Origin of the sequence: Streptomyces shaanxiensis, assembly GCF_039537145.1 — a bacterium.
In the GTDB taxonomy this organism is placed as follows: domain Bacteria; phylum Actinomycetota; class Actinomycetes; order Streptomycetales; family Streptomycetaceae; genus Streptomyces; species Streptomyces shaanxiensis.
This window is the reverse complement of record NZ_BAAAZY010000003.1, coordinates 51,205-75,361: the sequence shown is the minus strand read 5'-3', so window position 1 is coordinate 75,361 and position 24,157 is coordinate 51,205. Positions and strand designations below refer to the sequence as shown.

Annotated in this window: 18 protein-coding genes; 4 read left to right on the top strand and 14 right to left on the bottom strand. The window is 70.3% G+C overall.

The window, feature by feature from the left end; genetic code table 11:
• The 4 genes from ABD932_RS02570 to ABD932_RS02555 all read right to left on the bottom strand — a co-directional run.
• Window positions 1–1,974 (bottom strand): ATP-dependent DNA helicase (locus ABD932_RS02570; protein WP_345008420.1); only part of this gene is annotated, 1,974 nt, incomplete at its 3' end.
• A 461-nt stretch (window positions 1,975–2,435) separates the two neighbouring features.
• Window positions 2,436–3,266, bottom strand: a complete 831-nt coding sequence (locus ABD932_RS02565) for a GNAT family N-acetyltransferase (RefSeq protein WP_345008419.1) — start codon at window positions 3,264–3,266, stop codon at window positions 2,436–2,438.
• Window positions 3,267–3,417: 151 nt separating this feature from the next.
• Complete coding sequence (locus ABD932_RS02560; protein ID WP_425587398.1) at window positions 3,418–5,256, bottom strand: IucA/IucC family protein; 1,839 nt, start codon at window positions 5,254–5,256, stop codon at window positions 3,418–3,420.
• Between the two features lie 626 nt (window positions 5,257–5,882).
• The gene (locus ABD932_RS02555) at window positions 5,883–7,574 is read right to left on the bottom strand and encodes a diaminobutyrate--2-oxoglutarate transaminase family protein (RefSeq protein ID WP_345008418.1); all 1,692 of its coding nucleotides are present in this window, start codon (window positions 7,572–7,574) and stop codon (window positions 5,883–5,885) included.
• Window positions 7,575–7,931: 357 nt separating this feature from the next.
• Between ABD932_RS02555 and ABD932_RS02550 the strand changes: the two genes are divergently transcribed.
• Window positions 7,932–9,152, top strand: a complete 1,221-nt coding sequence (locus tag ABD932_RS02550) for a trypsin-like serine peptidase (protein WP_345008417.1) — start codon at window positions 7,932–7,934, stop codon at window positions 9,150–9,152.
• Between the two features lie 221 nt (window positions 9,153–9,373).
• On the top strand, window positions 9,374–10,582 hold the full coding sequence (locus ABD932_RS02545) for a trypsin-like serine peptidase (RefSeq protein WP_345008416.1): 1,209 nt from the start codon (window positions 9,374–9,376) through the stop codon (window positions 10,580–10,582).
• Window positions 10,583–10,665: 83 nt separating this feature from the next.
• On the opposite strand, the gene hflX is transcribed toward ABD932_RS02545, so the two are convergent.
• The 6 genes from hflX to miaA all read right to left on the bottom strand — a co-directional run bounded on the left by hflX (window position 10,666) and on the right by miaA (window position 19,479).
• Entirely contained in the window at window positions 10,666–12,159 is a 1,494-nt protein-coding gene (gene hflX / locus ABD932_RS02540; protein ID WP_345008415.1) for a GTPase HflX, read from the bottom strand.
• Between the two features lie 190 nt (window positions 12,160–12,349).
• On the bottom strand, window positions 12,350–14,080 hold the full coding sequence (locus ABD932_RS02535; protein ID WP_425587397.1) for a M1 family metallopeptidase: 1,731 nt from the start codon (window positions 14,078–14,080) through the stop codon (window positions 12,350–12,352).
• A gap of 222 nt (window positions 14,081–14,302) precedes the next feature.
• Window positions 14,303–16,636, bottom strand: coding sequence for a RelA/SpoT family protein (locus ABD932_RS02530; protein WP_345008413.1), 2,334 nt, complete (start codon window positions 16,634–16,636; stop codon window positions 14,303–14,305).
• Between the two features lie 298 nt (window positions 16,637–16,934).
• Window positions 16,935–17,804, bottom strand: a complete 870-nt coding sequence (dapF, locus tag ABD932_RS02525) for a diaminopimelate epimerase (protein WP_345008412.1) — start codon at window positions 17,802–17,804, stop codon at window positions 16,935–16,937.
• 124 nt (window positions 17,805–17,928) lie between these two features.
• A complete protein-coding gene (locus ABD932_RS02520) occupies window positions 17,929–18,432 on the bottom strand; it encodes a hypothetical protein (protein ID WP_126400396.1) in 504 nt (167 codons plus the stop codon).
• Between the two features lie 108 nt (window positions 18,433–18,540).
• The gene (miaA, locus tag ABD932_RS02515; protein WP_345008411.1) at window positions 18,541–19,479 is read right to left on the bottom strand and encodes a tRNA (adenosine(37)-N6)-dimethylallyltransferase MiaA; all 939 of its coding nucleotides are present in this window, start codon (window positions 19,477–19,479) and stop codon (window positions 18,541–18,543) included.
• 182 nt (window positions 19,480–19,661) lie between these two features.
• Here miaA and ABD932_RS02510 point away from each other — a divergent pair, with 182 nt between their 5' ends.
• Window positions 19,662–19,931 (top strand): hypothetical protein, encoded by a 270-nt coding sequence (locus ABD932_RS02510; RefSeq protein WP_345008410.1) that lies wholly within the window; start codon window positions 19,662–19,664, stop codon window positions 19,929–19,931.
• A gap of 24 nt (window positions 19,932–19,955) precedes the next feature.
• Window positions 19,956–20,225 carry an antitoxin gene (locus ABD932_RS02505; protein WP_345008409.1) on the top strand — a complete coding sequence of 90 codons (270 nt, stop codon included), beginning with the start codon at window positions 19,956–19,958 and terminating at the stop codon, window positions 20,223–20,225.
• A gap of 93 nt (window positions 20,226–20,318) precedes the next feature.
• Here the strand turns inward: ABD932_RS02505 and ABD932_RS02500 are convergent, their stop codons facing one another.
• The 4 genes from ABD932_RS02500 to ABD932_RS02485 form a co-directional block, all read right to left on the bottom strand.
• Window positions 20,319–21,074 (bottom strand): class III extradiol dioxygenase subunit B-like domain-containing protein, encoded by a 756-nt coding sequence (locus ABD932_RS02500; protein ID WP_345008408.1) that lies wholly within the window; start codon window positions 21,072–21,074, stop codon window positions 20,319–20,321.
• 26 nt (window positions 21,075–21,100) lie between these two features.
• Complete coding sequence (locus tag ABD932_RS02495) at window positions 21,101–21,358, bottom strand: hypothetical protein (protein ID WP_345008407.1); 258 nt, start codon at window positions 21,356–21,358, stop codon at window positions 21,101–21,103.
• A 24-nt stretch (window positions 21,359–21,382) separates the two neighbouring features.
• Window positions 21,383–22,909 (bottom strand): tRNA (N6-isopentenyl adenosine(37)-C2)-methylthiotransferase MiaB, encoded by a 1,527-nt coding sequence (gene miaB, locus ABD932_RS02490; RefSeq protein ID WP_345008406.1) that lies wholly within the window; start codon window positions 22,907–22,909, stop codon window positions 21,383–21,385.
• Window positions 22,910–23,021: 112 nt separating this feature from the next.
• A complete protein-coding gene (locus ABD932_RS02485) occupies window positions 23,022–23,855 on the bottom strand; it encodes an SDR family NAD(P)-dependent oxidoreductase (RefSeq protein ID WP_345008405.1) in 834 nt (277 codons plus the stop codon).
• Between the last annotated feature and the right edge of the window lie 302 nt (window positions 23,856–24,157).

Genomic DNA, 24,157 nt, shown 5'->3' with positions numbered 1-24,157 from the left:
GTCCGCCTCCGCCTGCTTCGCCGTCGCGTCGATCGCGGACAGTGACTTCCGGACCTGGTTACGGTCCGTCGTGTACCAGAAGTCGGGCAGTGAAGCCTTCAGGTAGCTGCCGTACCGGGCCGTGGCCAGCCGCTGGTCCAGTACGGCGACCACTCCGCGGTCCCCCGACGCCCGTACGAGGCGGCCGGCGCCCTGGGCCATGAGCAGGGCGGCGTGGGTGGCTGCGACCGCCATGAAGCCATTGCCTCCGGCATCCTCCACCGCCTTCTGTCGGGCACTCATCAGCGGGTCGTCCGGGCGCGGGAACGGGATCTTGTCCATGACGACCAACTGGCAGCTGGGGCCGGGCACGTCGACGCCCTGCCAGAGGGACAGCGTGCCGAACAGGCAGGTCTTCGGATCAGCCGCGAAGTTCTTGATCAGCTCGCCGAGTGTCTCCTCGCCCTGAAGAAGGATCGGGAACTCGGGGATGCGGGAGCGAAGCTCCTCGGCGGCCAGCTGGGCGGCCCGCATGGAGGAGAACAGGCCGAGCGTGCGGCCGCCGGCGGCCTGGATCAGCTCGGTCAGCTCGTCGAGCATGTCGACACGGTCGCCGTCTCGCGCGGGGCGTGACAGGTGCTTGGCGACGTACAGGATGCCCTGCTTGCGGTACTCGAAGGGCGAGCCGACGTCCACCCCCTTCCACTGCGGCAGGTCGTCGCCCTCCGTCCCCTCGGGGGCGAGCCCGAGGGACGCACCGACGCCGTTGAAGTCGCCGCCCAGCTTCAAGGTCGCGGAGGTCAGGACGACGGAGCGGTCCGCGAAGAGCTTCTCCCTCAGGAGTCCCGACACGGACATGGGGGCCACGCGCAGGGACGCGCCGAAACGGTCGTGGCGCTCGTACCAGACGACGTCCCACTCGGAGCCGTTGGTGATGCGCTCCGCCACGTCGTGCACGGTTTCGACCGAGGCGAGCGCCTGCTTGCGGACCGCGTCCTCGTCCTGCACGGACTTGTCACGGGTGGCGCCGATCGCGGAGATGACGGTGCGGCATGCGTCGCGCAGTGCCATGAGCGCGTACGCGAGGTCCTCGGGGATCTCCTCCAGGCGGCCCGGCAGGGCCAGCTCCATCAGCCGTTCGAAGCCCTCGGCGGCGGTCTGGAGCTGGTCGGCGGCCTTCTCGTTGACGAGCTTCGCGGCGCGGCGAACCGCGCGGTTGACCTGGCCGGGAGTGAGTTCGCCGGTGGCCACTCCGGTGACCCGGGAGACCAGTTCGTGCGCCTCGTCGACGATCAGGACCTCGTGCTGCGGGAGGACCGGTGCGCCCTCGATGGCATCGATCGCGAGCAGCGCGTGGTTGGTGACGACGACCTCCGAGAGCTTGGCCCGCTCACGGGCCATCTCGGCGAAGCATTCGGCGCCGTACGCGCACTTCGAAGCGCCGAGGCACTCCCGCGACGACACCGAGACCTGGGCCCAGGCCCGGTCGGACACGCCGGGCGTCAGGTCGTCGCGATCGCCCGTCTCCGTCTCGTCCGCCCAGTCGCGCAGCCGCAGCAGGTCCTGCCCCAGCTTGCTGGTGGGTGCGGCCGCCTCGAACTGGTCGAAGAGGCCTTCCTCCTCGTCCTGCGGAACTCCCTCGTGCAGGCGGTGCAGACACAGGTAGTTGGACCTGCCCTTGAGCATCGCGAACTCGGGGCGACGGCGCAGCAGCGGGTGCAGCGCATCGACAGTGCGCGGCAGGTCCCGCTCCACCAGCTGGCGCTGCAGCGCCAGGGTGGCCGTCGCCACGACGACGCGCTCCCCCTGCGCGAGCGCGGGCACGAGATAGCCCAGCGACTTTCCGGTGCCGGTGCCGGCCTGGACCAGCAGATGGGATCCGCCGTCGATCGCCTCCGCGACGGATTCGGCCATGGTCACCTGGCCGGGGCGCTCCGTACCGCCGACGGCAGTGACGGCAGCATGCAGGAGTTCGGGGAGTGAGGGCTTCGTCATAGCGCGACCACCCTACGGCCCGGCACTGACAAGCGGGTGATCACGGTGGGGACGAGGGGCGGGATCAAGACCGGGGGTTCCTCGGGTGGGGATCGGATCGGTTCGAGTTCGTACGCGGTCGGTTCGATTGAGGTAAGGGACGGTTCGGGCACGATCGAGGTCGGTTCGGTTCCGTCGAGATCGGTTCGGTTCCGTCGAGGTCGACTCGGAGGTGTCCGAGGCGCTTCGAGGCCTGGTCTGGAGCGATTGTCGTGGAGCGGCGGGGCGAGATCTGCTCGCCGGGTGCCTCAGGGAAACGACCTTGTCATGGGAGAGATCTCCACTGCCTGAGATCGGCTCAGTCTGAAATCGACGAGGGGAGATGTTAGATCGGCTCAGCGGGATCCGAGATCGGCTGGCCGACGGTGGGAACCGGATCGGCGCGAGCGGTGTACCAAAAGTGACGCTGCAGCGGCATGGCGTCACAGCAGATAGCGCAGGCGACGGTCTCTGACCATGAGCGCGGCCCGCTTGGCGGGCAGCTCGATCTCGGCAGAGAACCGGAAGCCGGCGCGCAGGAAAGCGGCGACGGAAGGGGTATTGCGAATGTCGGGTTCGGCTACGACGCGAGCGCAGGCAGGCCGCCGGTCCAGCACGAGGTCGGCGACGGCTCGGAGCAGGGTTCCACCGAGCCCTCTCCCACGATCGCCGACGGCGCCGATGAGGAGATGGAGTCCGGTGTCATGAGGCCGAGCCGGGTAGTGCCGGGCCAGCGGGTCGAGGTCGGCGCGGTAGATCTCCCAGTAGCTCATCGGCGTGCCCTCCAGCATCCCCAGGCAGGGAACGCTGCGGCCGTCACCCGAGAGCTGGGACCACAGATGTTCCTCGGCCGCGGCCTGAGGTCCGCCGAGTCCCCAGAACGCCGCTACGGCAGGGTCGTTCATCCACTGGCAGATGATCGGGAGGTCTCGCCCGACCCTCACGGGGGCAAGGTGAAGCGCTCCTGCCGGTGTGCTGATCGGCCCCCAGTCGGCAACGCAGTCGAGTAGATCATCGGCCATCGGCAGGAGGGAGGAGGGTGCAACCGTGCCGAGTCCGCGCAGGCTCCGTTCCCCGACCGCGTCGGGCCCGTCCCCGAAGAGCGCGACGAATTCGTCGGGCAGGCGCAGATCCAGCGTGTCCTCACTGTCTGCGCCCTCGCCGACGGCCGTGTCGATCGAACTCTCACGAGTACCCGGGCTCGTGGCGATGCCGATATCGGAGATGGGGGCGGGGACGGTGCCGGCGTTGGCACTCGCGTCGGTCGGAGGCACGGCGACACTCCTCTCAGGAGGCGGGGTGGGTCATGTTCCCCAGGAATGACGGAAGTTGGTGAAGTCAGAGGCCTTGATCAGGGACGCAGGCAGCCAGCGGCGTTGGTCGACCGTGGTCGAAAGTGCTGCTGCCGAGGTGTGACGGTGATGGTCAGGAATGCAGGGGGTTGGCGATGGTGACGTAGACGGACTGAGTGTCGACCGGGCCGACGAGCTCATCGAGGCCGTGCAGCCGGGTCAGCATGTTGGCCTTGCAACGCAGAACCGGCGAGTCGAGCAGGCGGGCAGGCAGTGACGTGCGCAGCCGGGCGGGACCGGAGGCCACAACTCCCAGGAACCGGCGGAAGGCGGCAAGCAGAAGTTGTTCGTCGGCGAGACGCTGCGAGCCGAACGCTCCAATGAGACCGAGCACGTTGTTGATCGCCAGGTAGTACGTGAAGCGTTCGTCGGTGACCTCGTCCGAGACGAAGGTGTCACTGTGCTCGCCGATGCCGGGCAGCAGGGCAGCTAGATCCGCGTGGCGGGACTCACGGAAGTAGTAGCCCTGGTTGTCGCGGTAGCGGCCACCCGAAGGCCAGCCGTCACTGTCGAGCAGGAGCAGCGTGTTCTGCTGGTGCGCTTCCAGGGCGATCCCCGCCTCGGCGTCCAGCCAGAGCACCGGTCGGACGACCTGCTCGAGGTAGCGCAGGAACCACTCGGCGGCTACAGCCCCGCGAGGGCGGCCCGTTCGGGCGGCGAGGCGCATGATCAGGTCGGCCAGACGGGACTGCAGAGGCTGTCTGCCCGACCGGGGTCGATCCGCGATGGCGCAGGTCTGTGCCCGAGGGCGCGGCGAGACGAGTCCGGCTACGCAGGACACGTCGTCGGAGGGCTTGAACGGGTTGTGCCGGATCATCACGTCGAGGCCGGTCACGGGATCACCGCCCGGCGCATCGACAGCAAGCCAGGCCGGGTCGCGAACGATGTCGAATCCGGGGTGCGCGGCCTGCCACTGCGCCGAGAGGCCGCTGCGCAGGAGTCGGTGGACCTCGACGCCCCGGTGCAGCTCCTTGCGGAGGTTCTCCCGCCGGGAGTTGGTGATGCGCAGGCCCAGCGACAGCTTGAGCATGGCTGCGGCGTCGGAGCTGTGGACGGTTCGGACAGAGGAGGTGGGGTGCCAAGGTGCGCCGTGGGCGCCGAGGTCCCGGAGCAGTCCGGCGTCGAGCAGGGCCGCGGTCTCGGGACGGTGCCGGACCTCTCGCGACTGCCAGGGATGCAGAGGCAGAGCGGCGTACCCGTCGGGCAACGGCAGGCCAGGGCCGGCCAGGCGGGCCGTGAGCTGCGCCGCGGGTACGACACGACCACGCTCGGTCCATGCCGAGTCGGTGGCGAGGAGGGCGGGAGCGACAGCCAGCCAATGCAAGGCGAAGGAGCCGCGCAACTCGGGTGAGTACAGCCGTGCTTCGGCCTCGGAGAGACCTTCGCGACTCTTCGGGGTCGGGTGGAGTGGGTGTCCGAGCACGAGTGCCTGCTCGGCCGTGAGGAAGAGGTCGGAGCCTTCGGCGGGACTGTCCCGGCGCTCGCTGATGAACGTGACGGTCCGTCGGACGGAGTCGGCGACGCGGGCGACGAGGTCGGTGGCAGCGGCTGCGGTATCCGCTGCCCCGCTCGTCTCTCGGCCGAGCAGTGCCGCGAGGGTGAGGGCGTCGATCGGTGGGGCGTGGTCAGGCGCGTCGGCCAGGCGGGGGTGGCCGAGGCGGTGCCATCCCGTCGGGGACCAGTACGGGACCGGGATCAGCAGGGCCGTACCGGTGGCAGGCAATGGGATGCGGAGGATCCCGTTGTCGGGAGCCGGGATGCCGGTCTCACGGATCCAGCAGCGGAGCAGGTTCTCCACGGCGGCGGCCTGGGCCGCGGTGTGCGGGTCGGGATGCTCCAGGAGGTCGGCGGTGGCGCCGTGCAGTTGCCCGGCATGTGGGGCGCCGGCCTGCGTCGGCGGTCGTACCTGCACCTGTGCACCGGCAGTCCCCTGTGCCGACGCGGGTGCCTGCGGCGCGGCTTCCCCCAGGGCCGGTGCACTCGCCTGTGCGGGTGTTCCCGCCGGTGCGGAGATACCTGTCCGCGCGGAGGTACCTGCCTGTGCGGAGGAACCTGCCTGTGCGGGGGAACCTGCCGGGGTGGAAGCACCTGACGCGTCGGGAGTACCTGACGCGTCGGGAGTACCGACCTGGGCGGAAGCTCGTCCCTGCCCGTGAGGAGCCGGCGCGGTCGTCGATGCGGGCGGCTGCTGCTGGGGGAGGTGTGCGTCGGAGGAGCCTCGCGCGCTGGTGTCGGCACGGCCGTCGGATGCGGGGGTGGTGATCAAGGCTGGTCCTCTTGGGGTGGTTCCGGCTCGTGCGGGACGGCCGACGTTCTGCGATGAGGCGGGGCGTGGGCGTGTGGTCCGCGTTGAGGCGTGCGGGTGGAGGAGCTGTGAAGTGGGGGTTGGAGGAGGTGTGTCAGTTGGGAGAGAGGTTCGGAGCCGCAGGGATGCGTCGATGGGGAGCGAGCTGTGACTCAGGAGTCGGGGCGTCGACGGACGCCGGCGCAAGGACAGCGTTCGGAATGCGTGTCGGCGCGCCCTCCTCGGCTGCCGCGCTACCCCGCGCAGTCGGCTCGATCGTCGTGCCGCCGATGCCGTGGGTTCGGCTGGTGCGTCCGGTCGTTGCCTGTGTGGCCGCGGGAGACCGCGGCCACCGCGTCGGACAGCCGGTCCAGTACCGCGGCTGCCTGTTCGTCGCTGATGGTCAAGGGCGGAAGCAGCCGTACGACGCTGGAGTGTCGGCCGCCGAGTTCGACGATCAGGCCGCGTCGCAGGCATTCCCGCTGGATGGCGATCGCCAGTTCCGGGGCGGCCGGTCGAGGGTGCCGATCCGGGCCCTGGGCTGCCGCTGCTCCTGCGGCTCGGGCCGTGGAGGCCAGGCCTGCCGAGGAGCCGTCCGTGCTTCCGGCAGGTTCGAGCCCTACCAGGACGCCCCTCCCACCTCCGGCACAACCGAGGTCAGCAGCCCTCCCTTCGGCCTGGTCAGGGGCACCCTGATCCCCTTCAAGAGCTGCCAGAAGCTCCAGCCCCTGCCCGCTGGCCTCCCCCTCGACCCCCGCCGGGGTCGCCGGATGCCGCTCGCCCCGCGCGGGGGCGCTCTCTGGTTCCACCACCTCGACCCCGATCATCAACCCCCTGCCCCGCACATCGCCGATGCACGCGAACTCCCCCGCGAGTCCCTGGAGTTGGCCGAGCATCCGAGAGCCAAGTTCAGCCGCCCGCTCGGCGAGACGGTTCTCGCGGACGTAGGCGAGCGTCGCCGTGCCGGCGGCCATGGCGAGTTGGTTGCCGCGGAACGTGCCGGCGTGGGCGCCGGGCTGCCAGGCGTCGAGGTCGTCGCGATAGACGATGACGGCCAGGGGGAGGCTGCCTCCGATGGCCTTGGAGAGGACCATCACATCGGGGGTGACGCCGCTGTGCTCCACCGCCCAGAAGGAGCCGGTGCGCCCGACCCCCGTCTGGACCTCGTCGGCGATCAGCGGGATGGATCGGTCGGCCGTGATCTGCCGCATGCGGCGCATCCAGCCGTCCGGCGCGGGGATCACTCCGCCCTCGCCCTGGACGGGTTCGAGGATCATCCCGGCGGGGCGCGGTACGCCCGACTTGGGGTCGTCGAGGACGGATTCGGTCCAGCGAGCGGCGAGTTCGGCGCCGCGTTCGCCGCCTACTCCGAAGGGACAGCGGTAGTCCTGCGGGTAGGGCAGGCGCGCGACCCGTACGTCGCAGGCGCCCCCGGATGCTTCGAGCGCTCCGGCGGTCATCCCGTGGTAGGCGCCGCTGAAGGCGAGTATTCCGGTGCGTCCGGTCGCGGCGCGGACGAGCTTGAATGCGGCCTCCACCGCATCGGTGCCGGCCGGTCCGCAGAACTGCACGCGGGCGCGCCCGGCGAGACCGGGCGGCAGAGTGTGGAACAACTCGGTGATGAAGGCGTCCTTGACGGGGGTCGCCAGGTCGAGGACGTGCAGCGGTGCGCCCGAGTCGAGGACCTTGCGGATGGCTTCCAGGACGACCGGGTGATTGTGTCCGAGCGCCAAGGTCCCGGCACCCGAGAGGCAGTCCAGGTAGCGGCGGCCGTCCGCGCCCTCGATGGTCAGTCCACGCGCCCGCACAGGGACGATCGGCAGGGCACGCGCGTAGGTGCGCGCCGCAGACTCGCGCGCCGACTGCCGTCGCAGGATCCCCTCGTGCACGGCGCGCGCCCCCGCCGACTCGGACGTCCCCCCGCGCAAAGATTCGGTCACGGCCATGGCTCCCTGTCCTCCCGCTGTCCAGGGGCGAGCAGGTCTCTCGTGATCCTCGCCCGACCCGACATACGAAGCCCCGCGAGCGTCCACTCGAAACTCCGGGGAACTGGGCACTGGGGGCCGCCCACGGGCGGCGGGCCCCCAACCGCTACCAACCCCGGACCTTTCACCGGGTTACGGGTTGCTTCAAGATCCTTTCCGTAGCGAAACCGTTGCCGTACCGTCGGAACTCCCCCACAGCGACCGCATAGTGTGTGATGCCGTCACAACGCGCCGTGACATCACGCGGAACCAGAGACTGATCAGCGGGAGTTCACGGCTGCGGCTTCTAAGTACTGTCACCTCAGGGGGAGTCAGATCATGCGATCGATACGGCCGTCGTTCACCGCTCGCCGGGGGAGGAGCGCGCTCCGCAGAACCTCCCCGCTGCCCGTGGTCGCGCTCGCCGCGGCGCTGGCCCTCACCGTCACGGCCTGCGAGTCGGGCAAAGCCGACGCGGGCGGCGAGGCCACCGCGTCCGCGGCGGCCGGGGGTGACGGCAAGATCACGATCCCGGACGACATCAAGGACAAGCTCAAAGAGCACGGCATCGACCTCGACAAGTGGAGGGACGGCGCCTGGAAGAACTGGGACAAGGACGACTGGCTGCGCGAGGCCAAGGACTACATCAACCCGATCATCGAGGGGCTCTGGGACCCGGACCGCATGCGGGAGGCCGAGGACCCGGACCGCAGTGTCGACGACAGCGACCTCTCCGGTGACCAGGGTGTGACCGACCCGACGCCGAAGCCCGTGGACGCGCAGGCCGTGTCGCCTACGTACCACGCCAACGCCCCCCAGGCGGGCAAGGTGTTCTTCGACTCCCCCGACGGCCCGGCCGTCTGCTCGGCGACGGTTGTGAAGGACCCGGCCAACCCCGGCAAGTCCAACATGGTGTGGACAGCGGGCCACTGTGTGCACGCGGGCAAGAGCGGCGGCTGGTACCGCAACATCGCGTTCGTGCCCTCGTACAACGACGCGGCCATGGGAACCGCGGAGTTGGAGAGCGCCACCAGGGAGGAGGTCGCTCCGTACGGCGTGTGGTGGGCCGACTGGGCGAAGACCTCCGACCAGTGGATCGCGCAGGGCGGCCAGACGGGCGGGGCCGGCGCGTCGTACGACTTCGCCGTGCTGCACGTGAAGCCGGAGGCGGGCGGCAACGGCAAGTCCCTTGAGGAGATGGCGGGTTCGGCCCTTCCGGTGGACTTCAACGCCCCGGCCGTGCCCGACGTGGCCAGCATCAAGGCGATCGGTTACCCCGCCGCGAAGCCGTTCGACGGCGAGACGCTGTACCAGTGCCAGGACAAGCCGGGCCGGCTGTCGATCAACGCATCGGATCCGACGATGTATCGCATCGGCTGCACCATGACCGGCGGTTCGTCCGGTGGTGGCTGGGTCGCGACGGGCTCGGACGGCAAGCCGGCGCTCGTGTCCAACACCTCGATCGGGCCGGTGGAATCGGGCTGGCTCGCAGGTCCGCGGCTGGGCGAGGGCGCCAAGGACATCTACGACTCGGTGAGTGAGAAGTACGCCGGTCAGTGACGTCCCCGGATGCCGGCCAGTGACGGTGACGGCACCGCGGGGATCGGCGGCGAGGTGGTGGGGAGAAACCTTCACCGCCTCGCCGCCGTTCGCCCTCAACTCCACGGGCATAGTGGGATGTCGCGTTCGAAGGGTCTGCACCGGAGCCTGCACGCCCTTCGTCACCAGCGCATGACACCAGGCACGACAACAAGGCACGTTCCAACGGGGGTTACCGCACCATGCGTTCCACACGTACGCCCGCAGCTCCACGCCGCAGGCGGCGCTCTGTCCTCACCGCCACCGGGCTCGTCGCCGCCCTGGCGCTGACCGCGACCGCCTGTGGCGGCTCGGCGCAGGACATTGCGAGCGACAAGGCCGACGCGACCGCGTCCCAGGCCGCCGACGGCCCCGACGGCAAGATCCAGATCCCGGCCGACATCAAGGACAAGCTCAAAGAGCACGGCATCGATGTCGACAAGTGGAAGGACGGCGCCTGGAAGAACTGGGACAAGGACAAGTGGCTCAGCGAGGCCAAGGACTTCGTCAACCCGGTGATCGAGGGTCTCTGGAAGCCTGAGCGGATGCAGTCCGCGAAGGAGGCCAACAAGACGGTCACCACGCAGGACACCGCGGCCGACCAGGGCGTGAGCGACCCGGAGCCGGCGCCCCTCGAGGCCACGGCGGAGAAGACGCCGTACCACGAGAACGCGGCCCCCGTCGGCAAGGTCTTCTTCGACTCCCCCGACGGACCGGCAGTGTGCTCCGGCACGGTCATCAAGGACGTCAACCACCCCGGCAAGTCCAACCTCGTCTGGACCGCCGGCCACTGCGTGCACGCCGGTGGCACCGGCGGCTGGTACCGCAACATCGTCTTCGCGCCTGCCTACAACGACCTCGGCAAGTCCGCGGCGCAGCTGCGCAACGCGAACGCGTCCGAGATCGCCCCGTACGGCAACTGGTGGGCCGACTGGGTCTCGACCTCGAACGAGTGGATCCAGGGCGGCTCGGAGACGGGCGGCGCGGGTGCCACGTACGACTACGCCGTGCTGCATGTGAAGCCGGAGCAGGGCTCCAAGTCGCTCGAGGAGACGGTCGGCGCCGCGCTCGACGTGGACTTCTCGGCCCCGCCGGCGACCGAGGTCGCCACGATGGGCGCCTGGGGCTACCCGGCGGCGCCGCCGTACAGCGGCCTGCAGATGTTCAGGTGCCTCGACCGGCCGGGGCGCCTCTCGCTGAGCCCGACCCTGCCGACGATGTACCGCATCGGATGCACCATGACCGGCGGTTCGTCGGGCGGTGGCTGGTTCCGGGTGGTGGACGGCGAGACCAAGCTGGTGTCGAACACATCCATCGGCCCGGAGGACAACACCTGGCTCGCGGGCCCGCAGTTGGGGGCGAAGGCCGAGGCGCTGTACCAGAACATGAGCAAGACGTACGGCGGTCAGTGACACGCGCGAACGGCCACATGCGGAAGGCCCGCTCCCTGTGACAGGGGGCGGGCCTTCGCCGGTTCTACGGCAACTCCGACGGCTCAGGCGGTGGGCGCCGGAAGGTACGGCGCGAGATCCGCCGCCAGCTCCTCGTGCACCCGCGCCTTGAGCAGGGTGCCCTCCGGGGTGTGCTCCTCGGAGATCACCTCACCCTCGGTGTGGGCGCGGGCGACCAGCTTGCCGTGCGTGTACGGCACGAGCGCCTCGATCTCGACCGACGGGCGCGGCAGCTCGTTGTCGATCAGCGCGAGCAGCTCGGCGATGCCCTGGCCGGTACGGGCCGAGACCGCGATGGAACGCTTCTCGATCCGCATCAGCCGCTGAAGCATCAGCGGATCGGCCGCGTCGGCCTTGTTGATCACGACGATCTCGGGTACGTCGGTGGCGCCGACGTCCCTGATCACCTCGCGCACGGCGGCCAGCTGCTCGTCCGGGTTCGGGTGCGAGCCGTCCACCACGTGGAGGATCAGGTCGGACTCGCCGACCTCCTCCATGGTGGAGCGGAACGCCTCGACCAGGTGGTGCGGCAGATGCCGGACAAAACCGACCGTGTCGGCCAGCGTGTACAGCCTTCCGCCCGGGGTCTCGGCCCGGCGCACGGTCGGGTCGAGGGTCGCGAACAGGGCGTTCTCGACCAGCACGCCCGCGCCCGTGAGGCGGTTGAGCAGGGAGGACTTGCCGGCGTTGGTGTAGCCCGCGATCGCGACCGACGGCACCTTGTGGCGCTTGCGCTCCTGGCGCTTGATCTCGCGGCCGGTCTTCATCTCCGCGATCTCCCGGCGCATCTTCGCCATCTTCTCGCGGATCCGGCGCCGGTCCGTCTCGATCTTGGTCTCACCGGGACCACGGGTGGCGAGGCCACCGCCCTTGCCGCCGCCCATCTGGCGGGACAGCGACTGACCCCAGCCTCGCAGCCTCGGCAGCATGTACTGCATCTGCGCGAGCGCGACCTGAGCCTTGCCCTCTCGGGACTTGGCGTGCTGGGCGAAGATGTCGAGGATCAGCGCCGTGCGGTCGATGACCTTGACCTTGACGACGTCTTCGAGGTGGATGAGCTGGCCGGGGCTGAGCTCACCGTCGCAGATGACGGTGTCCGCGCCCGACTCGAGCACGATGTCCCGCAGCTCTTCGGCCTTGCCGGAGCCGATGTAGGTGGCCGCGTCGGGCTTGTCGCGGCGCTGGATCACGCCGTCGAGCACCAGGGCGCCTGCGGTCTCCGCGAGGGCGGCGAGCTCGGCCAGCGAGTTCTCCGCGTCCTGCACGGTCCCCGAGGTCCAGACACCGACGAGCACGACCCGCTCCAGGCGGAGCTGGCGGTACTCGACCTCGGTGACGTCCTCGAGCTCGGTGGAGAGGCCCGCCACGCGGCGCAGAGCCGCGCGCTCGGAGCGGTCGAACTGGTCGCCGTCCCGCTCTCCGTCGATCTCGTGGCTCCAGGCGACGTCCTCTTCCATCAGGGCATCGGCCCGAAGACCTTCGGCGTAGCTGTGCGCGAAGTGCTGACTGTCCTGGGAAAAGGAAGAAGAGGAGGTCATTGGGTCCTTACGTCTAGGGGATCCGTTTGCGCCGACGGTGGCAGTGACGCCGGTGCTTCGGAACGTGTCCGTAGCGCCCGGGAACTGATCCGTCACTGCTCCCAACGCACGAGTGCCCCGGGAGATTCCCGTGTCCCGTGCCGCGCCGACCGGAAAATGGTCGCACGGCACGGGACGTCTCGTCACCGCCTTATTTCGCGCTCCTCGCGACCTTCCCGGTCGTCGTGGTCTTCGCGGGCTCCGTGGTCATGCCCGTCCGCCCGCTCTTCCCCGTCTTCACGGTCTTCCCGGTCTGCACGGTCTTGGCAGCTTTCCCGGCCTTGGCAGCCTTTCCGGTCTTGGCAGCCTTTCCGGTCTTGGCAGCCTTTCCGGTCTTCGCGGCGGTCGCGGCCTTCCCGCTCTTCGCGGGCTTCTTCTCGGGGTCCACCGCCTTCCATTCCGGCTGACCGGGCATCGGCGGGGTCTTCTCCCCGTACAGCCACGCCTGCATGAACCCGTCGAGGTGGCGTCCGGAGATCTCCTCCGCGAGCGCGATGAAGTCGGCCGTGGAAGCGGAACCGTCCTGGTGACGGCTCACCCACTCGCGTTCCAGGTTCTCGAAGGCCGGACGGCCGATCTCCTGGCGGAGTGCGTACAGGACCAGTGCCGCGCCGTCGTAGACGTTCGGCCGGAAGATGCCGTTCTTCTTGCCGGCCTCGGGCTTCTTCGGAGCCGCGGGTGGTCCGCCTGCCGCACGCCAGCGGTCGGATGCGGCGTACGCGGCCTTCATCCGTGCCTCCACCGGCTTACCCGCCTTCTCCGCCGCGTACAGGGCCTCGTACCAGGTGGCGTGCCCTTCACTGAGCCACAGGTCGGACCAGGTGCGCGGGCTGACGCTGTCGCCGAACCACTGGTGCGCCAGCTCGTGCACCATGATCGACTCGACGTACCACTTGGGGAAGGTGGACCCGGTGAAGAGCTCCCTCTCGAAGAGAGAGAGCGTCTGGGTCTCCAGCTCGAAGCCGGTGGCGGCATCGGCCATGAGCAGGCCGTACGTCTCGAAGGGGTACCGGCCGATCTTGCTCTCCATCCAGGAGATCTGCCCGGGGGTCTTCTCCAGCCACGGTTCGAGCCGTTCACGGTGCTCGGTGGGCACGACGTCCCGGAGGGGGAGTCCGTGCGGGCCGGTGCGGTGCAGCACCGTGGAGCGGCCGATGGAGACCTGGGCGAGCTCCGTGGCCATGGGATGCCCGGTGCGGTACGTCCAGGTCGTCGTCCTGCCCGCGCGGTCCACGTCGGTCCGCAGGCCGTTGGCGACGGCGGTGTAGCCGTTGGGCGCGGTGACCCGGATGGTGAACATCGCCTTGTCGGAAGGGTGGTCGTTGCACGGGAACACCACATGGGCGGCGTCGGCCTGGTTGGCCATCGCGAGGCCGTCGGAGGTCCGTACCCAGCCGCCCTCCTGCCCCTCTCCGTACACGGGATCGCTGCTGTGCCGCACGGTGATCCGCGTCCAGCTGCCGTCGGGCAGCGGGTTCTCGGGCGTGACCACGAGGTCCTCGCCGGCGCTGCTGAACGACGCGGGCTCCCCGTCGACCTCGACGGACTCGACCTTGCCGTGGGCGAAGTCCAGATTGATGCGGTCGAGGTCCGTGGTCGTCCAGGCGTCGATCCTGGTGACGGCCTTGAGGGGCTTGGTGTTGGTGCCCGGATAGGTGAAGGAGAGGTCGTACGACGCCACGTCGTAGCCGGGGTTGCCCAGGTGCGGGTAGAGGTGGTCGCCGACACCCAGAGGTGTGGCCGGGGCGCTCGCGGCGAGGAGACAGGTGGAGACGGCCACGGCGAGCAGCGCGGGCATTCTGAGGCGCCGGGTGGATCGGGGACGGGAGTGAGGGGCGCCAGGGACTGGCCGCCGAGCCTCGTTGCGGGGGGTGAGCAGCATGGACCACGGCTATCAGCGCGCGCGTGCGGGGCGTCGACGACGCGCGATCGGCACACTCGAACGGGTATGTCAGGTGGGTGCAGGGTTTGGGGAGCGTCGTGGCCTGCCCGGACGACCCTGCAGGCGGACGACGTCGTCCTCACCGGCCCGCACGACCCAGCGCGCCGCACGATGCCCTCGCACCCGGCCCCGCGCCAACCCGCCCGGCGCGAAGCCGTCCCCTCACGCCCCCTGCGTCTGCGGCTGCTGCCTGCTCACGTCGTACACGCCCGCGACGTTCCGCATGGCCCGCATCAGCACCGGGAGCTGCGCCGCGTCCGGGAGTTGGACCGTGTAGGTGTGGCGCACGCGCTGCTGGCTGGGAGGCTCGACCGTCGCCGAGACGATCTCCGCGCCCTCCAGGGCCATCGCCTCCGTGAGATCCGCCAACAGATGCGGGCGAACGAACGATTCGGCGATCAGGGTGACCCGGCATTCGGTGGTGTCCCCCCAGCGCACGCCGACCTCCGGGCGCCCCGCGCTCTTCATCCGCGCCACAGCGGCGCACTCCACGCGGTGGACGGTCACCACTCCCCCGCGCACGGCGAACCCGACGGCCTCGTCGGGCGGTACGGGCGTGCAGCAGCCGGCTAGGCGTACGGTCGCGCCGGGGCGGTCGACGAGGACGCTGGCGGCGGTGGAGCGAGCGGCCGCCCCTTCAGCGACCCGGCGGACATCCGGTCCCTCGAAGCCCCGGCGGGCGTCCGGTCCTCCCGTCGCCCGCCGGGCATCCGGCCCCTCGCCGAGGAGAGTGCCGTCCGCGCCCTTCGCAGCCGACTGGGCGCCCGCCGCCTCCTCCGCGACAGCCTCCCGGCTCGCGGATGCGTCCACCGAGGACCGGAACAGCGCTCCTTCCACCGTGGGCCGGAACGGCACCACCCCGGTTCCCTCGCCCCCAGGGGTGTCCCCCTGCGGCGGATGGGCGGCCAGCCACCGCTGGATGGCGATGCGGGCTGCGGCCGTGTGGGCGTGCTCCAGCCACTCCCTGGAGGGCTCCGAGGCCGGGTCCTGGCCCATGAGGAGCTGGACGGTGTCGCCGTCCCGCAGAACCGTGCTGAGGGTCGCCAGGCGGCCGTTGACGCGGGCGCCGATGCACGCGTGCGCGTCCTCGCCGTACTGCGCGTACGCGGCGTCCACACAGGTCGCGCCCTCGGGCAGGCCCAGGGTGCCGCCGTCGGGCCGGAAGACCGTGATCTCGCGGTCCTGGGCGAGGTCCTCGCGCAGGGTGGACCAGAAGGTGTCCGGGTCGGGCGCGCCCTCCTGCCAGTCGAGGAGGCGGGACAGCCAGCCGGGGCGCGTGGGGTCCGCGCGCTCGCCGTCACTCGAAGCGGTCTGCTCCTCCGAAGGAGGAGCGTACGGATTGCCGAGCGCCACGACACCGGCCTCGGCGACCTTGTGCATCTGGTGGGTACGGATGAGGACTTCGGCGACCTGGCCGTCCTCGCGGGCGACAGCGGTGTGCAGCGACTGGTACAGGTTGAACTTGGGGACGGCGATGAAGTCCTTGAACTCCGAGACGACGGGCGTCATACAGGTGTGCAGTTCACCCAGGACGCCGTAGCAGTCCGCGTCCTCGTGCACGAGCACCAGCAGCCGTCCGAAGTCGGCGCCACGCAGCCGTCCCCGCTTGCGGGAGACGCGGTGCACGGAGACGAAGTGGCGTGGCCGGATGAGGACTTCGGCCTGGATGTCGGCCTCGCGCAGGACCGTGCGCATCTCGTCGGCCATCTCGGCGAGCGGGTCGTCCGCGCGGGAGGCGTTGTCGACGATCAACTCGCGGGTGTGCTCGTACTCGTCGGGGTGCAGGATCGCGAAGACCAGGTCTTCCAGTTCGGTCTTGAGTGCCTGGACGCCGAGCCGTTCGGCGAGCGGGATGAGGACGTCGCGGGTCACCTTGGCGATGCGGGCCTGTTTCTCGGGGCGCATCACGCCGAGGGTGCGCATGTTGTGGAGCCGGTCGGCGAGTTTGATCGACATCACGCGGACGTCGTTGCCGGTGGCGACGAGCATTTTGCGGAAGGTCTCGGGCTCGGCGGCGGCGCCGTAGTCGACCTTCTCCAGCTTCGTCACGCCGTCGACGAGGAAGCGGACCTCCTCGCCGAACTGCTCCCTCACCTGATCCAGCGTCACATCGGTGTCCTCGACGGTGTCGTGCAGCAAAGACGCCGTCAGGGTCGTGGTCTCGGCGCCGAGTTCGGCGAGGATCAGGGTCACGGCTAGCGGGTGGGTGATGTACGGCTCGCCGCTCTTGCGCATCTGACCGCGGTGCGAGGACTCGGCCAGCACATAGGCGCGGCGCAGCGGTTCGAGGTCGGCGTCGGGGTGGTGGGCGCGATGTGCGTCGACGACATGGCTGATCGCGTCAGGCAGCCGGTCGCGCGAGGTCGGGCCGAGCAGTGCGGCCCGGCCGAGGCGGCGCAGATCGATCCGGGCGCGGGCCTTCCTGCGGGGTACGGCAGGCGTCGCAGGGCCTGCTACCGGGCCTGGCGTCGCGGGGTTCGTGGCCTCCGCACTCATGGGCACCTCCGGCTGCGTGGACCGGCGGACGGGGTGCCCCATGGCGGACACGGCACAGGGGATGGCGACTTCATCCCCGTCCGGGCCGGTGCTTGATGCTACCGAGCCCATCACGTGCGGCTGACCGCCTCTCGCCGAGCGTGAAACGGATCACCCATTCGAGCGAGGGTTTGCAGGTTTACGGTTTCGCGCCATGCAACGAACCGGAGTTGGCGATTCCGAACGTGCCCGGGGCGCCGACGGCCGCACTCTCAGGCCGTGAGCCGCCCCAGGCTGTGATGCCAAGCCACGGAGCCGTTCAGAGAGCGAGGGTTTCCAGCCACTCCGCGTCGATCTCGCCCTCGGCCACGATCACCGCGGGGCCGGTCATCTCGATCTCGCCGTCGGGCCGCTCGGTGATCACCAGAGTGCCGCCGGGCACATCGACGGTGTACGTCGCGGGGGCGCCGGTCGCCGCCGGGTCGGCCCCGTCCCGCCGCGCGGCGGCCACGGCGACGGCACACGCGCCCGTGCCGCACGAACGGGTCTCGCCGGCACCGCGCTCGTGCACGCGCAGCGCGACGTGCCGCGGGCCCCGGTCGACCACGAACTCGACGTTGACCCCGTCCGGGTAGGCCGAGGCCGGGCTGAACGGCGGCGGGGAGTACAGATCACCGGCGTGCGCGAGGTCGTCCACGAAGGCCACGGCATGCGGATTGCCCATGTTCACGTTGCGCGCGGGCCAGCTGCGCTCACCGACGCTGACCGTGACGTCCCCTTCGGGCAGCCGCGCCCTGCCCATGCCGACCGTGACGTCACCGTCCTTGGCGATGTGCACGGTCTTCACGCCGCCGCGCGTGGCAACCGCGAGGTCACCCTCAGTGACGTACCCGGCGTGCTGGAGGTAGCGCGCGAACACCCGCACGCCGTTCCCACACATCTCCGCGATCGAGCCGTCGCCGTTGCGGTAGTCCATGAACCACTCGGCTTCGCCCGCCATGTCCCGGGCCTCGGGGTGCGCGGCGGACCGCACCACATGCAGCAGACCGTCACCGCCGATGCCCGCGCGGCGGTCGCACAGGGCGGCGACGGCGGCCGGGGGCAGGTCGATGACGTTCTCCGGGTCCGGGACGATCACGAAGTCGTTCTCGGTGCCGTGACCCTTGAGGAAGGCGATCCGCGTGCTCATTCCTCGATCGTAAGGGGTCGGTACGACACCCCATGCGTGTGTGGGGGCCGCAATGCGTGCCGGGGGGTGCCACGACGGCCCACGCGCGCGTGGAGTCGCGCGACAGCCCACGCGCGCGTGAGGGTCAGCGCAGCCGGGCCACGCGCCACACGGCCAGCACTACCACCGCGGCGACGACCAAGGCGTAGGCCAGTACGACCCGCCAGTCCGCTCTGCGCCCGGAACCCCGCTGGGGCAGTCCGGGCCAGGTGTAGCCCACGCGGCGGGCGGCCATCATGCCCCAGCCGGCCGCGCAGGAGCAGATCAGGAGCCCCAGCATGGCGATCACGGCCCCGCTGTCGCCGAAGTCGAAGGCCAGCGGGAACGCGAACATCAGGGAGCCGACCGCGGCCAGGGTCACGATGGGCGCGAGCTGCCAGATACGCAGTCTCCGCTGCGGGCGCAGCTCGACCTCGACCTCCGGGCCGCTCGCGTACATCTCCTCGGGCTCCGGGCCGTCGTCGGTGACGCCGCCTTCCGCCTCGTCGAGCCCGTCGGGGCTCAGACGGTCGCCGTCCTGCTCCCGCTCACCCCGGTCGGAGGTGACGTTCTCGGTGTCTTGTGCGGTGTCGCGAGGGCCGGCCTCCATCGCCACGCGCCCTCCCAACTCGGACTCCACTTGGTCGATCGAAGCTCGATGATGGCATGGCGTCGGAGGCCGCGATGACGGCCGGAGCGTCCCGATGCCATCACGTGATCAGGCTGTAACCGGTCGTTCGACCAACGCCACTGCGAGCTGCGGAAGTTCTGTGAGGTCCGCCGCAGCCCCACTCAGCCAGTGCACCCGCGGGTCGCGCCTGAACCATGAATCCTGACGGCGCGCGAAGCGCTTGGTGGCACGTACGGTCTCGGCCCGCGCCTCTTCGAGGGTGCACTCCCCGGCGAGCGCCGCGAGCACCTGCTGGTAGCCGAGCGCACGCGAGGCCGTACGCCCTTCGCGCAACCCCTGCGCCTCCAGCGCGCGGACCTCGTCGACGAGCCCGGCGTCCCACATCCGGTCGACCCGACGCGCGATGCGCTCGTCAAGTTCGGGGCGTGCCACGTCGACGCCGATCTGGATCGTGTCGTAGATCGAGTCGTGCCCCGGGAGGTTGGCGGTGAAGGGCTTGCCGGTGATCTCGATCACCTCGAGGGCGCGGACGATACGGCGGCCGTTGCTCGGCAGGATCGCCTGCCCCGCCTCAGGGTCGGCGGCGGCCAGGCGGGCGTGCAGCGCGCCCGAGCCGCGAAGCGCGAGCTCCTCCTCCAGCCGGGCTCTGACCTGGGGGTCGGTGCCGGGGAACTCGAGATTGTCGACGGCGCCACGGACGTAGAGCCCCGAACCGCCGACGAGGATCGGCCAGCGCCCCTCGGCGAGCAGTGTGTCGATCCGCTCCCGCGCGAGCCGTTGGTACTCGGCGACCGATGCCGTGACCGTCACGTCCCAGACGTCCAGCAGGTGGTGCCTGACGCCGGCGCGTTCCTCGGGCGTCAGCTTGGCGGTGCCGATGTCCATCCCGCGATAGAGCTGCATGGAGTCGGCGTTGACGACCTCACCGCCGAGCCGCCGGGCGAGGAATACGCCCAGATCGGACTTTCCGGCCGCGGTGGGCCCGACGACGGCGATGACACGGGGGGTGGAAGGCGCACTGCTCACCGCCCCAGTCTCGCAAACCTCACGGGGTGGACTCGAACGAGTTAGGTGACGCCACGCGTGCGGCGTCGTTGCCAGTTGCGAGGTTCTCGCCGCCGGTTTCACGGAGGCGGCGACCCGGGGGCGCAAACGGACGCACCGGACGACGCGGGATTTCGCCCGCACGAGTAACGTATGGAGTGGATATGGGCGTTTTTGCACGACTTCTTCGGCGGTCGAAGGCCACGGAGGAGGCGTCAACCGCCGCGGTACAGGCCGACACACCAACGGCCGAATCCGCGGCGGAGGAGGCTGCAGAAGCGAAGGGGTCCACCGAGACCAAGGCCGAGGACGCGGCCCAGCCGGCCGCGGCGGAGTCCACCGAGGCCGACGGCGACGACGGTGTCGAGATCCCCAAGCAGCAGTCCTCCGACGAGGCGGCCGACAGCGAGGCCGGTGAGGGCGCCCGCACGTAACTGCCCCGCGCGGGAAGGTGAACGATGGGTCTTCTGGACAATTTGAAATCCAAACTCGGCCCGGCCAAGGGCAAGGTCTCCGACTTCGCGCACCGGCACGAGGACACGGTCCAGCACGGTCTCGACAAGGCCGCGAGGGTCGTCGACAAGAGGACCAAGGGCAAGTACAGCGAGAAGATCCATACGGGCACGGGCAAGGCCAAGGGCGCCATGGACCGACTCACGCACAAGGGCCACGACAGGGCGACCGGAAGCAGCACGCCGCCTCCGGACTCACCCCCGCCGACGACCTGAACGGCACATCGCCGGACGGCCGCGGAGCTTGACTGCTCCCGGCCGTCCGCCGTTTGACCGGCCTGCCCCACCGGCGGCTTCGGTCGGTATGCCCTACGACCAGGTCGCGACCAGGTACCCCACCCCGTACGGCGCGTCGTCGTACAGCAAAGTGCCCGAAAGGCCCGCCTGCTCGGCGGCGCCCGCGAGGACCTGCCAGGGCGCTCGGCCCGAGGCCTTCAGGTCGCGCGCGAGCTCGATGTCCAGCGATTTGAGCGCCGCCACGTCCGCCTTGCCCAGCGCACGCGCGACGGACGCGTCGAACGGCTCCGCCCGCTCGTCGAGGTAGCCGGGTGCCTTGAGCGTGCGGCAGGCGCTGGCGTCGCCCATCACCAGCAGCGCCACCCGCTCGGCCCGGGCGGCGATGTCCCTTCCGATATCAGTACACCGCTCGGCCGCCAGAAGTTCCCCCACCGCGAGTCCCTCGATCGGTGCGTCCGCCCATCCGGTCCGCTCCAGCAGCCAGGCGGCGACGGCGAGCGAGGACGGGAGCGGTCGACGCGGCGACTCCGTGGTCGTCGCTCCGTCCCCGGCCCGGCCCAGCCGTACGTCGATGTCCACGCCGAACCCCCGGAACGACCCCCGCGCCCCCTCGGCGTACGCCCCGTACCCGTTCTCCTCTTCGGACAACCCGTGCCCGCTCTCCTCGGCGGGCCCCACAACCACGAGTCGGTCCGGCCGGGCGGCCGCGAGCACACCGAGCGCGTCCGTGCAGGCGGCACGTGCGGCGGCCAGCTCGGGTGCGGCGCCCGCGGCGAGCTCGGGCACGAGGAGGGGCGGGCAGGGGCAGACTGCGGCGGCGACAAGCATGATCGGGAGCCTACGTCTCCATGCCCCTACGTGTCCGTGCTCCACACTCGCTCGGCGAGGCAGTACCGCAGGCGGTAGGTGCTCATGGCGCCCAGCACCTCCACGTAGTACGTGCAGTCGTCCACCCGGAACACCTCTCGGCGCTGTTGAATCAGCCCCTTGGTGAAGCGGTGTGAACACGCCGTCTCGTACAGCATGCTGAGCGCCTCCTCACGGGTCGTCTCGAAGCGCGCGATCGGCCGGAGCCTGTCCAGGTACTCCTCGGTGATCACCCAATGGGCCATGCGGCCACCCCCCGTGGTGTTCGGTCAGTCGACGGCGCAGCCCCCGGTGGCCAGCGGCAGCGGCTCCGGCACGCCCACCTTGGGCAGGCCGAGCATCACACCGGCCGGCTTGGCGGCCTCGGCGGCGTTGCGCTTCTCCCAGGCGTCACCCGCGCGCGTGCGGCGTACGTCGAGGACGGAGCCCTCGGCGAGGAGGTGGTGCGGCGCGGCGTACGTGACCTCGACGGTGACCACGTCGCCGGGGCGGACCTCCTGGTCCGGCTTGGTGAAGTGGACGAGGCGGTTGTCGGCGGCGCGGCCGGACAGTCGGTGGGTGGTGTCGTCCTTGCGGCCCTCACCCTCGGCGACCATCAGCTCGAGCGTGCGGCCGACCTGCTTCTTGTTCTCCTCCCAGGAGATCTCCTCCTGGAGGGCGACGAGACGCTCGTAGCGCGCCTGGACGACCTGCTTGGGGATCTGGTGATCCATGGTGGCGGCCGGGGTGCCGGGGCGCTTGGAGTACTGGAAGGTGAACGCCTGCGCGAACCGGGCCTCGCGGACCACGTGCAGGGTCTGCTCGAAGTCCTCCTCGGTCTCGCCGGGGAAGCCCACGATGATGTCGGTGGTGATCGCGGCGTGCGGGATGGCGGCGCGGACCTTCTCGATGATCCCGAGGTAGCGCTCCTGGCGGTAGGAGCGGCGCATCGCCTTCAGGACCGTGTCCGAGCCGGACTGGAGCGGCATGTGCAGCTGCGGCATCACGTTCGGCGTCTCGGCCATGGCGGCGATGACGTCGTCGGTGAAGTCGCGCGGGTGCGGGGAGGTGAAGCGGACGCGCTCCAGGCCGTCGATCTTCCCGCAGGCCCGCAGCAGCTTGCTGAACGCCTCGCGGTCGCCGATGTCGGAGCCGTACGCGTTGACGTTCTGGCCGAGCAGTGTGATCTCGGAGACGCCCTCGGCGACCAGGGCCTCGACCTCGGCGAGGATGTCGCCGGGGCGGCGGTCCTTCTCCTTGCCGCGCAGGGCCGGGACGATACAGAAGGTGCAGGTGTTGTTGCAGCCGACGGAGATCGACACCCAGGCCGCGTAGGCGCTTTCGCGCCGGGTCGGCAGCGTCGACGGGAACGCCTCCAGCGACTCGGCGATCTCGACCTGCGCCTCCTCCTGCACGCGCGCGCGTTCCAGCAGGACGGGCAGCTTGCCGATGTTGTGCGTGCCGAAGACGACGTCGACCCAGGGTGCCCGCTTCACGATGGTGTCGCGGTCCTTCTGTGCGAGGCAGCCACCGACGGCGATCTGCATCCCGGGGCGCTTCGTCTTCATCGGGGCGAGGTGGCCGAGGTTGCCGTACAGCTTGTTGTCGGCGTTCTCGCGGACCGCGCAGGTGTTGAAGACGACGACGTCGGCGTCGCCGTTCGAGCCCTCGGGGGCGCGTACGTAACCGGCCTCTTCGAGCAGCCCGGACAATCGCTCGGAATCGTGGACGTTCATCTGGCACCCGTAGGTGCGGATCTCGTAGCTCTTGGATGATCGAACGTCCACTGCCGGGCTCCGGTCGCTGCTGGTGGTCATGAGTCAAGGGTAGGTGCTCCCCGGAGATGCCAGGCCCGAGGTCCGCCGGACCGCCGGGCCCTCGGAGGAACCCGTGGAGCATCGACACCGCCGGACCTCGGCCGCCTGATGCTCACCGAGGGGTGTCGGAGCCCTCGCCGCCACGTGGCGCGATGTGGAAGTCGAAGGCGAGCGTTCCGGGGTCGAGGGCGGTCGCCCCGCCGTCGACGGTGAGTACCGCGCCGTTGACGTACGACGCCGCCGGGGACAGCAGCCAGCCGATCGCTTCCGCGATCTCACGCGGCTCGCCGGGCCGCCCCATGGGCAGCAACCGGGTCGCCTCCTCGTAAGCGGCCTCCACGCCCCCACCGGCCAGGTCCGTCTCCTCGGCGAAACGCGCCATGCGCCGGTCCGCCATCTCGCTCCGGACCCAGCTGGGGCACACGATGTTGGCGCGCACCCCCTGACGCCCGTAATCGACGGCGACGGAACGGCAGAGCTGGAGCAGGGCCGCCTTGGAGGTGGCGTACGGAGCGTTGCTCGTGCCGTTGCGCAGCGCGGACACCGAAGCGACGCCGACGACCGCGCCTCTGCTCTCCAGCAGGTGCGGGACCGCCGCACGCAGCAGGAGCAGCGGACCGGTGACATTGGTGCGCATCACCTCGTCCCAGTCCGCCAACGACAGGTCGCCGACGGCTCCACCCCGCCCGATGCCCGCGTTGAGCACCAGCCCGTCGAGCCGCCCGTACGCGGCCAGAGCCGCCTGGACGAGACCCTCGGCCGCTGCGGGATCACCGACGTCGGAGGGATGGGCGAGAGCTCCGGTCTCCCGCTCCACGCGCCGCAGCGGCTCGGCCCGCCGTCCGGAGACGACCACACGGTGACCCTCCTCGCGCAGCAACCGGGCCGTGGCCTCCCCGATGCCCGTACCTCCGCCGGTCACGACGACAACCCGCTTGTCCGACACCGTAGTCGGGCCCCCTCACCAAGATCACCGAGCGTGCATCCGAGTCTAGGATCAGCCATCCGTCCACGACCACCGCCGGTGGCGACGGCGGGAGCCAACCGACCCATGTCCCGGCACAGGATCGCCGGTTGGAGAACAGCCGGCGCCCAGGCAGGGAGTGCGGACCGCGGCGACGCAGGGCCCGTGCGAGGTCAGGCCCGGGCTCGCGGCGTTCTGTCCGCCTTCGCCAACCTCCCTTGAACAAAGGTCTGTTGACCGTGTGAAGGGCGCTAGTAAGCGGTCTCTGACGGGTTAATTGAAGG

Coding starts and splice junctions, on each gene's coding strand:
- ABD932_RS02555 (WP_345008418.1), bottom strand. CDS start 7,574: ATGGCCGTGACCGAATCTTTGCGCGGGGGGACGTCCGAGTCGGCGGGG.
- ABD932_RS02550 (WP_345008417.1), top strand. CDS start 7,932: ATGCGATCGATACGGCCGTCGTTCACCGCTCGCCGGGGGAGGAGCGCG.
- ABD932_RS02545 (WP_345008416.1), top strand. CDS start 9,374: ATGCGTTCCACACGTACGCCCGCAGCTCCACGCCGCAGGCGGCGCTCT.
- hflX (WP_345008415.1), bottom strand. CDS start 12,159: ATGACCTCCTCTTCTTCCTTTTCCCAGGACAGTCAGCACTTCGCGCAC.
- ABD932_RS02535 (WP_425587397.1), bottom strand. CDS start 14,080: ATGCTGCTCACCCCCCGCAACGAGGCTCGGCGGCCAGTCCCTGGCGCC.
- ABD932_RS02530 (WP_345008413.1), bottom strand. CDS start 16,636: ATGAGTGCGGAGGCCACGAACCCCGCGACGCCAGGCCCGGTAGCAGGC.
- dapF (WP_345008412.1), bottom strand. CDS start 17,804: ATGAGCACGCGGATCGCCTTCCTCAAGGGTCACGGCACCGAGAACGAC.
- ABD932_RS02520 (WP_126400396.1), bottom strand. CDS start 18,432: ATGGAGGCCGGCCCTCGCGACACCGCACAAGACACCGAGAACGTCACC.
- ABD932_RS02510 (WP_345008410.1), top strand. CDS start 19,662: ATGGGCGTTTTTGCACGACTTCTTCGGCGGTCGAAGGCCACGGAGGAG.
- ABD932_RS02505 (WP_345008409.1), top strand. CDS start 19,956: ATGGGTCTTCTGGACAATTTGAAATCCAAACTCGGCCCGGCCAAGGGC.
- ABD932_RS02500 (WP_345008408.1), bottom strand. CDS start 21,074: ATGCTTGTCGCCGCCGCAGTCTGCCCCTGCCCGCCCCTCCTCGTGCCC.
- ABD932_RS02495 (WP_345008407.1), bottom strand. CDS start 21,358: ATGGCCCATTGGGTGATCACCGAGGAGTACCTGGACAGGCTCCGGCCG.
- miaB (WP_345008406.1), bottom strand. CDS start 22,909: ATGACCACCAGCAGCGACCGGAGCCCGGCAGTGGACGTTCGATCATCC.